11 protein-coding genes are annotated in these 11,968 nt (G+C 69.8%); 5 read left to right on the forward strand and 6 right to left on the reverse strand.

Features of this window, described 5'->3' with window-relative positions; genetic code table 11:
- Window positions 1-16: 16 nt before the first annotated feature.
- The gene (locus JIX55_RS31385; RefSeq protein ID WP_257566580.1) at window positions 17-898 is read right to left on the reverse strand and encodes a hypothetical protein; all 882 of its coding nucleotides are present in this window, start codon (window positions 896-898) and stop codon (window positions 17-19) included.
- Between the two features lie 428 nt (window positions 899-1,326).
- Between JIX55_RS31385 and rplM the strand changes: the two genes are divergently transcribed.
- The 3 genes from rplM (at window position 1,327) to glmM (ending at window position 3,954) form a co-directional block, all read left to right on the forward strand.
- Window positions 1,327-1,770 carry a 50S ribosomal protein L13 gene (gene rplM, locus JIX55_RS31390; protein WP_257566581.1) on the forward strand — a complete coding sequence of 148 codons (444 nt, stop codon included), beginning with the start codon at window positions 1,327-1,329 and terminating at the stop codon, window positions 1,768-1,770.
- A gap of 43 nt (window positions 1,771-1,813) precedes the next feature.
- Window positions 1,814-2,335 carry a 30S ribosomal protein S9 gene (gene rpsI, locus JIX55_RS31395; protein ID WP_257566582.1) on the forward strand — a complete coding sequence of 174 codons (522 nt, stop codon included), beginning with the start codon at window positions 1,814-1,816 and terminating at the stop codon, window positions 2,333-2,335.
- Between the two features lie 260 nt (window positions 2,336-2,595).
- Entirely contained in the window at window positions 2,596-3,954 is a 1,359-nt protein-coding gene (gene glmM, locus JIX55_RS31400) for a phosphoglucosamine mutase (RefSeq protein ID WP_257566583.1), read from the forward strand.
- Window positions 3,955-4,060: 106 nt separating this feature from the next.
- Here glmM and JIX55_RS31405 read toward each other — a convergent pair whose 3' ends face one another.
- Both JIX55_RS31405 and coaA read right to left on the reverse strand, forming a co-directional pair.
- Window positions 4,061-4,981: a DUF389 domain-containing protein gene (locus JIX55_RS31405; RefSeq protein WP_257566585.1), complete on the reverse strand. Its 921-nt coding sequence runs from the start codon at window positions 4,979-4,981 to the stop codon at window positions 4,061-4,063.
- 81 nt (window positions 4,982-5,062) lie between these two features.
- A complete protein-coding gene (gene coaA, locus JIX55_RS31410) occupies window positions 5,063-6,052 on the reverse strand; it encodes a type I pantothenate kinase (protein WP_257566586.1) in 990 nt (329 codons plus the stop codon).
- A gap of 204 nt (window positions 6,053-6,256) precedes the next feature.
- On the opposite strand from coaA, the gene JIX55_RS31415 reads away from it, so the two are divergent.
- Window positions 6,257-6,487 carry a hypothetical protein gene (locus JIX55_RS31415; protein ID WP_257566587.1) on the forward strand — a complete coding sequence of 77 codons (231 nt, stop codon included), beginning with the start codon at window positions 6,257-6,259 and terminating at the stop codon, window positions 6,485-6,487.
- Window positions 6,488-6,604: 117 nt separating this feature from the next.
- Here the strand turns inward: JIX55_RS31415 and JIX55_RS31420 are convergent, their stop codons facing one another.
- From JIX55_RS31420 to glmS, 3 genes are all read right to left on the reverse strand, one after another.
- A complete protein-coding gene (locus JIX55_RS31420) occupies window positions 6,605-8,044 on the reverse strand; it encodes an NAD(P)H-hydrate dehydratase (protein ID WP_257566588.1) in 1,440 nt (479 codons plus the stop codon).
- Window positions 8,045-8,520: 476 nt separating this feature from the next.
- A complete protein-coding gene (locus JIX55_RS31425; RefSeq protein ID WP_257566589.1) occupies window positions 8,521-8,892 on the reverse strand; it encodes a holo-ACP synthase in 372 nt (123 codons plus the stop codon).
- Window positions 8,893-8,934: 42 nt separating this feature from the next.
- Window positions 8,935-10,782 carry a glutamine--fructose-6-phosphate transaminase (isomerizing) gene (gene glmS / locus JIX55_RS31430; RefSeq protein WP_257566590.1) on the reverse strand — a complete coding sequence of 616 codons (1,848 nt, stop codon included), beginning with the start codon at window positions 10,780-10,782 and terminating at the stop codon, window positions 8,935-8,937.
- Between the two features lie 169 nt (window positions 10,783-10,951).
- Here glmS and JIX55_RS31435 point away from each other — a divergent pair, with 169 nt between their 5' ends.
- A complete protein-coding gene (locus JIX55_RS31435; protein WP_257566591.1) occupies window positions 10,952-11,860 on the forward strand; it encodes a L,D-transpeptidase family protein in 909 nt (302 codons plus the stop codon).
- The last annotated feature ends 108 nt before the right edge of the window (window positions 11,861-11,968 follow it).

Genomic DNA, 11,968 nt, shown 5'->3' on the forward strand with positions numbered 1-11,968 from the left:
GGCGGCCGGATGCGGGCTACTGCTCGTTGGCCGCGGCGGCCGCCTGGGCCTGGCCCCGGCGGTGGATCTGCTCGAAGGTGGACTTACTGAGGTCGTCGCCGGCGGCGAAGGCGGCCTTGTCCTTCTCCGTCATGTCCTTGCCGTTGGTGAAGCCGGTGAGGGTGAAGTAGGCGTAGCGGCCGTAGGAGTTGGCGGTCGTGCGGCAGACCGTCGTACGGCAGAAGGTGGGGACGTCGTCGCCGGAGAGCGAGACGATGGTGCTCTTCTTGTCCCAGTCGGTCTTGACCTTGACCGCCTTGGCCTCGGTGTCGAACAGGGCGACGCCGATCGTGACCGCGAACTTGTCCCGGTGGTAGGTCACGCGCATGAAGCGGGTGCAGTCGTTGCTGGTCAGCAGCTTGTCGAGGGTGCCCTGGACGGCTGAGGCGCAGTCTGTCGTCGAGGCTGTGGGGCCCTTGAGGTAGACGTTGCCGAACTTCGTCAGCTGGGAGCCCGGGAAGAGGATGTCCGGGCTGATCGGCGCCTTGTCCTTGCCCGAGCTGGAGATGAAGTCCTTCGGGTTCAGCGGGGGCGGGGCCGAGGTCGGTGCGAACGACGGGTCCGTCTTGGCGCTGGCGCTCGGGATGTCCGTCGTGGCCGGGAGGTCGTTCGGGCCGTTCGCCGTGGTGTCGCCGCTGTCGGCGTTGACGACGGCGACGGCCACGGCGACGCCTATACCGACCGTGGCGAGGGCGCCGCCGACGATCATCAGGAGTCTGCGGCGTCTGTTGCGTATTTCGGACTGCTCGGCGAGTGACGCCCAGTCCGGGGTCTGGTTACTGGTGGAATTCCACTGATTGTCCCACGGATTGTGGGAACCCCCGGGGCTCCACTGAGACCCCCCCTGCCCAAAGCTCATGGGCCGCAGTTTAGACGGGCGAGGGGAGGCCTTCTTCAGTTATGGGTTACGCCAGTTACGGGTTACGCCTTGCCCTTCCATCTGACGAGGACACCGGTCTTGCCCGCCTTGGTGTCCCAGACCTTGAGGATCATGCGCCTCGCGGCGCGTGAGGCCTCGTAGCGAACCCGTGGGCGAAGTGGATCAACGGGTGTCGGGGTCCCCGGCACGGGCCGTTTTGACCCGTCCGGGGGCGCCCGGCTAAACTGCGTGTTCGTTATGTGTATTGGCTTGCCTCATTCTCACGTGAGGGGCCCTTACACCGGTCCACCGGGCCGATGACCAGCGAGCCAGCACGCGGTATGCGTCACCGCAGTGCGGCAAAGGCTGTCGTGATCGTCTTCGGTGACCTGTCAGGAACCTCACTGAAGAAGCGAAGGCTACGAACCGTGCGTACGTACAGCCCCAAGCCCGGCGACATCACTCGCCAGTGGCACGTCATCGACGCCCAGGACATCGTCCTGGGTCGTCTGGCGACCACCGCTGCCACCCTTCTGCGCGGCAAGCACAAGCCGATCTACGCCCCCCACGTCGATGCTGGTGACTTCGTCATCATCATCAACGCGGACAAGGTCCACCTGTCCGGCAACAAGCGGACCCAGAAGATGGCCTACCGCCACTCCGGCTACCCGGGTGGTCTGCGCTCGGTCCGTTACGACGAGCTGCTGGAGAAGAACCCCGAGAAGGCCGTCGAGAAGGCCGTCAAGGGCATGCTCCCCAAGAACACCCTCGGCCGTCAGATGCTCTCCAAGCTGAAGGTCTACTCGGGCGACCAGCACCCGCACGCTGCCCAGCAGCCGGTGCCGTTCGAGATCACCCAGGTCGCGCAGTAAGTCCGGCCACACCCCCAAGCCTGAAGAGAATCTGAGGAGAATCGTGGCCGAGACCACCGTTGAGCAGCCGGTCGAAGAGACCGAGCTTGTCGACATCGACAGCTACACCACGGAGTCGGACGTCCCCGTCGAGGGCGAGTACACCACCGAGTCCATGGCCTCCCGCTTCGGTGACCCGCAGCCGGCCGCCGGCCTGGGCCGTCGCAAGAACGCCATCGCCCGCGTTCGGATCGTCCCGGGCTCCGGCAAGTGGAAGATCAACGGTCGCACCCTTGAGGACTACTTCCCGAACAAGGTGCACCAGCAGGAAGTCAACGAGCCCTTCAAGGTGCTCGAGCTCGAGGGCCGCTACGACGTCATCGCCCGCATCGCGGGTGGCGGTGTCTCCGGTCAGGCCGGTGCGCTCCGTCTCGGTGTCGCCCGTGCGCTGAACGAGGCCGACGTCGACAACAACCGCGGCGCGCTCAAGAAGGCCGGCTTCCTCAAGCGCGACGACCGTGCGGTCGAGCGCAAGAAGGCCGGTCTGAAGAAGGCCCGTAAGGCTCCGCAGTACAGCAAGCGCTAAATCCCGCTTGCGCCGCATCGCGCGCATCGCCCCGGTGGCACGTACCCGTGCCGCCGGGGCGGTTTGCGTAGCAGGGTCGATTGTTTATCGCAGGCTTACACACGGACTGTCGGTACAACCCCGAAAGGGGGAGGACAGTCTCACGGGATGTACTGGGTCCGGGGAATGCCGGGACACTGGGGGACACCTGGTAGAGGACCGCCCGGTATGGGACCACCTGGTACGAGCCGCACATTCTCAGCAATTCGGAGGACACCACAGTGGGACGACTCTTCGGCACGGACGGCGTGCGCGGTGTCGCCAACGCGGATCTGACGGCCGAGCTCGCGCTCGGACTCTCCGTCGCGGCGGCACATGTACTCGCCGAGGCGGGAACGTTCGAGGGCCACAAGCCGGTGGCGGTGGTCGGGCGGGATCCGCGAGCGTCCGGGGAGTTCCTGGAGGCGGCCGTCGTGGCCGGCCTCGCCAGCGCGGGCGTCGACGTGCTGCGCGTCGGTGTGCTGCCCACCCCCGCGGTGGCGTTTCTCACCGGCGAGCTGGGCGCCGACCTCGGCGTGATGCTCTCCGCCAGCCACAACGCCATGCCCGACAACGGGATCAAGTTCTTCGCCCGCGGCGGCCACAAGCTCGCCGATGAGCTGGAGGGCAGGATCGAAGGCGTGTACGAGGAGCACCGGACGGGGGCTCCCTGGGAGCGGCCGACGGGTGCGGGTGTCGGGCGCGTCCGGTCGTACGACGAGGGCTTCGAGCGGTACGCCGAGCATCTGCTGTCCGTCCTGCCCAACCGGCTCGACGGGCTGAAGGTCGTCCTCGACGAGGCGCACGGCGCGGCCGCCGGGGTCTCGCCGGAGGCGTTCACGCGCGCCGGTGCCGAGATCGTCACCATCGGGGCCGAGCCGGACGGGCTCAACATCAACGACGGGTGCGGGTCCACTCACCTCGGGAAGTTGCGCGCCGCCGTCGTCGAGCACGGGGCGCACCTCGGCATCGCGCATGACGGGGACGCGGACCGGTGCCTCGCCGTGGACCACGAGGGCAACGAGGTCGACGGGGACCAGATCCTGGCCGTACTCGCGCTGGACATGCGGGAGCGGGGGGTGCTCCGGTCGGACACCGTGGTCGCCACCGTGATGTCCAACCTCGGGTTCAAGCTGGCGCTGGAGCGGGAGGGGCTGCGGCTGGTGCAGACCGCGGTCGGGGACCGGTATGTGCTGGAGGAGATGAAGGAGCACGGGTACGCGCTCGGGGGCGAGCAGTCCGGGCATGTGATCATCTCCGACCACGCGACGACCGGGGACGGGACACTGACCGGGTTGCTGCTGGCGGCTCGGATCGCGCAGACCGGTCGTACGCTCAAGGACCTCGCGGGTGTGATGGAGCGGCTGCCGCAGGTGCTCATCAATGTGCCGGATGTGGATCGGTCGCGGGTGGGGACGTCCGCGGAGCTGGCGGCGGCGGTGGCTGAGGCGGAGGGGCAACTCGGGTCTACGGGGCGGGTGTTGTTGCGGCCGTCCGGGACCGAGCCGCTTGTTCGGGTGATGGTCGAGGCGGCGGATATCGAGCAGGCGCGGTCGGTGGCGGGGCGGCTTGCCGACGCTGTGAAGTCCGCGCTCGGCTGATTCTCCGGGTTCGGGGTGGGGGAACTGTGCTGTGCGGGCTGCGGGTTCGTTGTGGCTGGTCGCGCAGTTCCCCGCGCCCCTTACGGGGCGCGGGTTCCCGGGCCGCTCAACGGTGCTTGGACCACAGCCATTTCTGGAAGAGCAGGGTGAGGGTGCCGGCCAGGACGATGCCCAGGAGGTTCAGGAGCAGTTGCTCTGTGGAGCCCACCGTCTGCTTCGTGTCGCCGTAGCTCAGGGCCACTGCCGCGTTGGCCGCTGCCGGGACCGTGGTGACCGAGATGGCCACGCCTACCAGGGCGCCTGACTTGGCCGAGGTGAGGGACAGGGTGCCCGCGATGCCCGCCAGGACGGCCACGACGAAGGAGAAGGCGTCGGGGGCGTAGACGAAGGCCGTGTTGGGGCGGTCGGCGTCCAGTTGTTCCCTGCTGAACAGGTCGAGCGCGTCCATGAAGAGGCTGAAGCCGACCGTCGCGGCCATGGCCACCGCGAAGCCCACGACCAGGGCGATGAGGGAGCGGAGCGCCAGGCGCGGGTGGCGTTGGACGAGGGCCGTGCTGAAGCCGGCCAGGGGGCCGAACTCCGGGCCGACCGCCATCGCGCCGACGATCAGGATCGCGTTGTCGAGGACCACACCGCAGGCCGCGATCATCGTGGCGAGGGTGAGGAAGGCGACGTAGGTGATGGAGAGCGTCGACTCCTCGTGGGTCGCCTCCGTGAGGTGCTCCCACAGGACGGCGTCCGCGCCCTCGCCCGGCGCGTCCTCCTCGGCCTGGTCGGCGCGCTCGGAGAGCGACAGGTCGATGTTCTCCACGGCGATGGAGCCGGTCCTGTCGAGGTCCAACGCCCTGAGCGCGCCGATCAGTTCGTCGCCCGCCTCGCGTGCCACGTCGCACATCACGACGTCTCCGGCCGGGTTGCGGGCGGCGCCCGGCATGACGACCAGATGGGTGGTGCCGACCGTCTTCTCGATCAGGTGCACGACCTCGTCCGTCTTGTCGGCCGGGGCGATCAAACGCAGATGCAACATGCCCGCAGGGTAGCCGGGCTCTGTTACGGGCTCACGGCTCGTCCGCCTCACGGCTTCCACGGGCTCACGGCTTCTACGGGCTCACAGCTTGCGCAGGCTGAGGCGGCGCACCTTGTGGTCCGCGCCCTTGCGGATGATGAGGGTGGCGCGGCCGCGGGTGGGGGCGATGTTCTCCACCAGGTTGGGCTTGTTGATGCTGCTCCAGAGAGTGCGGGCGTAGTCGAGGGCCTCGTCCTCGGAGACCTGGGTGTACTTGCGGAAGTACGAGTCGGGCTTCTGGAAGGCGGTCTGGCGGAGCTTCTTGAAGCGGTTGAGGTACCAGCGCTCGATGTCGTCGACGCCGGCGTCGACGTACACGCTGAAGTCGAAGTAGTCGGCGAGACCGACGCGGGTGCGGCCGTCCTGGCCGGGCAGGGCGGGCTGGAGGACGTTGAGGCCCTCGACGATGAGGATGTCGGGGCGGCGGACCGTGAGCCGCTGGTCGGGGACGATGTCGTAGATGAGGTGGGAATAGACGGGGGCCGTCACCTCGTCCTTGCCGGCCTTGATGTCGGCGACGAAACGGGTCAGGGCCCGGCGGTCGTACGACTCGGGGAAGCCCTTGCGGGAGACCAGGCCGCGTTCCCGGAGGTCCTTCATGGGGAGCAGGAAGCCGTCGGTGGTGACCAGTTCCACGCGCGGGTGCTCGGGCCAGCGGGCGAGGAGGGCCTGGAGGAGACGGGCGACGGTGGACTTGCCGACGGCCACGGAGCCGGCGACGCCTATGACGAACGGGGTGCCGGACTGGGAGCCCTGTTCGCCCAGGAAGGTGTTCAGGGCGCCGCGCAGGCCGTCGGTGGCGCCGATGTAGAGGTTGAGGAGCCGGGACAGCGGCAGATAGATGTCCCGAACCTCGTCGAGGTCGATGACATCGCCCAGACCGCGCAGCTTCTCGACCTCCTCGGCGTTCAGCGGCAGCGGCGTCTTTTCGCGCAGCGCGCTCCACTCGGCACGGGTGAGGTCGACGTAGGGAGTCGCCTCCGGCCTGGGCCGGTGGGCGCTCCGCGGCAACGAGGAGACCGGTGAGATCACAGTCCATTGTTAACGGAGTCCGAACGGGGTGGCGGGGTGGGGTCCGTCACGCTCGGGGGCACGGTAGCCGGTTTGCCCTTCGTTGTGTGTGAACTGTGGCGAACGTATGGACCTCGGGTGGGGGAAGGGTTAGCGTCCCGGCAGTCGGGAGGGAGCCGCTTCCCGGCCGGCCAGGGGGAATTGGGGATTTGTATGACTTTCGCCATGCGTGCGCGGTTACGGGATGCCGTTCGACGTGGATCTACGCGCGGTGACGGGGAGCTGGCGGGGCGGGTCTGCAGTGAACTGTCGGCGGATCTGCCGGACGAGGATCTGGGTGAGCACCTCTACGACGTGATTGACATGTACCGGATGGGGAGCAAGCCCCGGTGCGAGGAGGTCGAGTATCTGGGGATGGTGCGGGAGGCGATCGAGCGGATCGAGGACGGGGACTGACGGGGAGTAAGGAGCGGGGGCGGGAGCGAAGGCGGCGCATGAAGGGCGAATGGGCTGGGGGATGGTCGGGCCGGATGTGTGCCTGGTCCGTCGGCGTCGGCAGATCGTCCAGCGGCGTCAGTCCGTGATGTCGCGCCAGGCCGCCGGGATCGCCTCCGCCACGTCGTGTGCGCCCGTCGGGGCGCCGTTCGCGGCGTAGCGGCCCGCCAGGCCGTGGAGGTATGCCGCCACGCTTGCCGCGTCCAGGGGGGTGAGACCGGCGGCGAGGAGTGAGCCCATCAGGCCGGAGAGGACGTCGCCGCTGCCGGCGGTGGCGAGCCAGGGGGTGCCGGTGGGGTTGACGCGGACCGGGGCGTCGGGTGTCGGGGTGGCGATGAGGGTGGTGGAGCCCTTGAGGAGCACCGTGGCGTTGTAGGCGTGGGCCAGGTCGCGTACGGCGGTGAGGCGGGCGGATTCGACCTCCTCGCGGGAGACGCCCAGAAGGGCCGCCGCTTCGCCGGCGTGAGGGGTCATCAGGGTGGGGGCCGTGCGGGTGCGGACTGTTTCGCGGTCGGCGAGGCGGAGGCCGTCGGCATCGAGGAGGACGGGGACGTCGGTGGAGAGGGCCTCGGCGACCGGAGCCACGTCGTCGCCCGCGCCGGGGCCCGTGACCCAGGCCTGGACCCTGCCCGCCTTCTTCGGGCCGCTGTCCGAGACCAGGGTCTCCGGGAAGCGGGCGAGGACCGCGTCGGCGGCCGGGCCCACGTAGCGGACGGCGCCCGCGCCGCCGCGCAGGGCGCCCGCGACCGCCAGGACCGCCGCGCCCGGGTAACGGGTCGAGCCTGCCGCGATCCCCACGACTCCTCGGCGGTACTTGTCGCTCTCCTGGGACGGGTGCGGGAGCAGGGCGGCCACGTCGGTGTGCTGGAGGGACTCCAGGGTGGGGGTGGCCGGGAGGGTGTCGGCCAGGCCGATGTCGATGAGGCGGACCGTGCCGGCGTACTCGCGGGCAGGGTCGATGAGCAGGCCCGGTTTGTGGGTGCCGAAGGTGACGGTGAGGTCGGCGCGGACCGCCGCGCCGTGCACCTCGCCGGTGTCCGGTTCGACGCCGCTCGGGAGGTCCACGGCGATGACCGTGGCGGGGGAGGCCGCCACGAGGTCGGCGAGGTGGGCGGCTTCGGGGCGGAGGCCGCCCTTGCCGCCGATGCCGACGATGCCGTCGAGGACGAGGTCGGCGTGGTGGATGAGGCCGGCGGCGGTGGCGGGGGTGGCTGTGGTGCCGCCTGCGCGGAGGAGGGCCTTGAGGGCTTCCGGGTGGGTGCGGTCGGGGGTGAGGAGGACGGCGGTCACTCCCGCACCGCGTCTGGCCAGGCGGGCGCCGGCGTAGAGGGTGTCGCCGCCGTTGTCGCCGCTGCCGGTGAGAAGGACGATGCGGCTGCCGTAGACCCGGGCGAGCGCGTCCGCGCAGGTGGCGGCGAGGCCTGCGGCGGCGCGTTGCATCAGGGCGCCGTCGGGGAGCCGCGCCATGAGGGTGCGTTCGGCTGTGCGGACGGTTTCTACACGGTGGGCTGAGCGCATGGGGATGAGTCTGCCTTGTGCGGGGGGCCGGGTGCAGCTGGGCCTGGGGTGTGTGGGGTGCGTTCCGCGGTCGCCGGGCGGGGGTCGGGTGCGTTCCGCTGTCGCCGGGCGGGGGCGGATGCGCTTACCGGCGCGTGCAGGGTGCCGCTGCGCCCACCCTCCCCCACTCTCGGCCTCTCCCCCACTCTCGGCTTCTCCCCCACTCTCGACTTCGCTCGAGCGGGAGGGACCCCCATGAGCGGGAGGTGCCCCCATCGCCCCAGCGGCACGACTGCCCGCAGCTAGGTGCGGCAGGGGAGTGCCCGGCGGCCCGATGGCCCGCAGCTGTGTACGGCAGGGGAGGCCGGCGGTACGGGTGCCTGTAGCCATGGCAGCGGGGCTGTGCCCCGTCAGGGGCGCGGGCACTGCGCGATCAGCCACATACCGCCCGCAGTCGCGGGACAGCCCGCGCTCCCGAGCCATGAGGCGCCCGGCCCTCACCCCTCGGCCACCACCACCGCCGAAGCCACCCCCGCGTCGTGGCTCAAGGAGATGTGCCAGGACTTGACCCCCAGTTCGGCGGCGCGAGCCGCGACCGTGCCGGTCACTCGGAGGCGGGGTTGGCCGGAGGGTTCGACGTAGACCTCGGCGTCGGTCCAGCGGAGGCCGCTGGGGGCGCCGAGGGCCTTGGCGAGGGCCTCCTTCGCGGCGAACCGGGCCGCGAGGGACGCGATGCCCCGGCGTTCGCCGCTGGGGAGGAGGATCTCGCTCGGGAGGAAGAGGCGATCGGCCATGCTGGGCGTGCGGTCCAGGGACGCGCGGAAACGGTCGATCTCGGCGACGTCGATGCCGACTCCGATGATGGGCATGATCCGCACCCTAGCCCCAGGCCGAGTCCGCCCTCCCCCCACTCACTCCACTGTTACCGACTTCGCCAGGTTTCGCGGCTGGTCCACCTCGTTCCCCCGGGCCGTCGCCAGTTCGCAGGCGAAGACCTGGAGGGGGACCGTGGCGACGAGGGGTTGGAGGAGGGTGGGGGTGGCGGGGATGCGGATGAGGTGGTCGGCATACGGGACGACCGCCTCGTCGCCCTCCTCGGCGATGACGATGGTGCGGGCGCCCCGCGCGCGGATCTCCTGGATGTTGGAGACGATCTTGTCGTGGAGGAGGGAGCGGCCCGCGGGGGACGGGACCACGACGACGACAGGGAGGTCCTCCTCGATCAGGGCGATCGGGCCGTGCTTCAACTCGCCCGCCGCGAAGCCCTCCGCGTGCATGTACGCCAATTCCTTGAGCTTCAGGGCGCCTTCCAGCGCCACCGGGTAGCCCACGTGGCGGCCCAGGAACAGCACCGTGTTCTTGGCGGCGAGGGTGCGCGCCAACTCCCGTACCGGCTCCATCGTTTCGAGGACCCGCGCCACCTCGCTGGAGATGTGGGAGAGGTCGCGGATCACCACCCGGATCTCGTCGCCCCACTTGGTGCCGCGTACCTGGCCGAGATAGAGGGCCACCAGGTAACAGGCCACCAGCTGCGTCAGGAACGCCTTCGTGGAGGCGACCGCCACCTCGGGGCCCGCGTGGGTGTACAGGACCGCGTCGGACTCGCGGGGGATCGTCGAGCCGTTGGTGTTGCAGATGGCGAGGACACGGGCGCCCTGTTCGCGGGCGTGGCGCAGGGCCATCAGGGTGTCCATGGTCTCGCCGGACTGGGAGATGGCGATGACCAGGGTGTGCGGGCCGAGGATCGGGTCCCGGTAGCGGAACTCGCTCGCCAGCTCGACCTCGCACGGGATGCGCGCCCAGTGCTCGATGGCGTACTTGGCGATGAGGCCCGCGTGGAACGCCGTACCGCACGCGACGATGACCACCTTGTTCAGCTCGCGCAGCTCCGAGGCGGAGATCCGGACCTCGTCGAGGGTCAGCGAGCCCGCCGCGTCGATACGGCCGAGGAGCGTGTCCGCGACCGCCTTGGGCTGCTCGGCGATCTCCTTGAGCATGAAGTAGTCGTAGCCGCTCTTCTCCGCGGCCGACACGTCCCAGTCGACGTGGTAGGAGCGGACGTCGGCGGGGCGGCCGTCGAAGGTCGTCACCGTCACGCCGTCACGGCGCAGTTCGACCACCTGGTCCTGGCCGAGCTCGATCGCCGACCGTGTGTGGGCGATGAACGCGGCCACGTCCGAGGCGAGGAAGGCCTCGCCCTCCCCGACGCCGACCACGAGGGGGGAGTTACGACGCGCGCCCACGACCACGTCCGGCGCGTCCGCGTGCACCGCGACCAGTGTGAACGCGCCCTCCAGACGGCGGCACACCAGCCGCATCGCCTCCGCGAGGTCGTCGCACGACGAGAACTGCTCGGCGAGGAGATGGGCGACGACCTCGGTGTCCGTCTCGGAGGCCAGGTCGTGGCCCCGCTCGGTCAGTTCGGTGCGCAGCGCGGCGAAGTTCTCGATGATGCCGTTGTGGACGACGGCCACCCGGCCCGCGTTGTCGAGGTGCGGGTGGGCGTTGGTGTCCGTGGGACCGCCGTGGGTGGCCCAGCGGGTGTGGCCGATACCGGTCGAGCCGGTCGGCAACGGGCGGCCGACCAACTCCTTCTCCAGGTTGACCAGCTTCCCGGCCTTCTTGGCGGCGGCCAGGCCCCCGTCCGCCAGGACCGCCACGCCCGCGGAGTCGTACCCCCGGTACTCCAGCCGCTTCAGCCCTGCCAGGACCACGTCGAGCGCGGACTGCGAGCCGACGTATCCCACGATTCCGCACATATCAACCCCTGTGTCGTACCGTTCGCGACCTGTCGTGTGCCGTGTGTGACTGTACGTGACAGTGGGGCGTCCGGTGAGCCCTCATATCGGGTGACTTCCCCCGCGTATATCGGGTGACCGCACGCGCGGCGCCCCGGCGTGCGCGTGGGGGGCACGTATCGCTGATCACATGACGAGCAGACGAATGACGTTCCGGGCTGTCGTCGTGGTCCTCGCCCTGGTGGCCGTCCTTCCCATGGACGGTGCCGCGGCCGATCCCGCGCCGCCCGCGCCCGCCGACCGCCCCGGCGCCGACCACCTCGTGCCCGGGGTGCCGCCCGGTCCGCATCAGCCCTGGCAGATCGACACCCCTGACCAACTGCTTGCGCCGCGGGTGTACGTGCCGGATGCGGGGGAGGAGATGATCGAGCCGAGGGACGCGGCGGCCGGGACGTACGACCTCATCGAGTACGTGCCGCTGAGCGAGGCCGAGGCGGTCGCCGGGGCCAAGGTCACCTGTACGAGGCTGACGGGGCCGTACCAGCGGCAGGTGGAGCGGTACCTGAAGCGGAAGGTGGACGGGAAGCAGTCGCGGGCCGACTGCCTCGCCGTCCGGGCGTTCCAGATCAAGCAGCGCATCAAGCCGGCGATCGGTTTCGCGGGGCCGGTGACCTGGGCGCGGATGCAGTTGCTGTCCGCCCGGAAGAACCCCAACGCGGCCGGGAAGTGTCCGGTGCGGACGTACCGGGTGGCGTGTGTGGATCTGTCGCGGCAGGTGACCTGGGTGCAGAAGGGGAAGAAGGTGGTGTTCGGGCCGGTGCCGATGCGGAGCGGGCGTAAGCAGTATCCGACTCGCGCCGGGTGGCACAAGGTGTACTGGAAGCACAAGAACCACTGGTCGACGCTCTACAACACACCCATGCCGTACAGCCAGTTCTTCAGTGGCGGGCAGGCGTTTCATGCGGTCTACGGGTCCATCCACACGGAGATCGGGTCCATGGGGTGTGTGAATCTGCGGTTGGCCGATGCGCGGGGGTTGTGGGGGGTGTTGAAGGAGCAGGATCGGGTTTTCGTGTGGGGGAAGCGGCTGGGGAAATGAAGCGGGTTCGGGGTGGGGTCCTGCTGGTTGCGGGCTGCGGGCTCATCCTGGCGTGTCGCGCGGTTTCCCGTGCCCCTTCGAAGCGGGCTGCGCCCGTTCAAAAGGGGC

The organism is Streptomyces sp. DSM 40750, assembly GCF_024612035.1.
Taxonomy (GTDB): Bacteria; Actinomycetota; Actinomycetes; order Streptomycetales; family Streptomycetaceae; genus Streptomyces.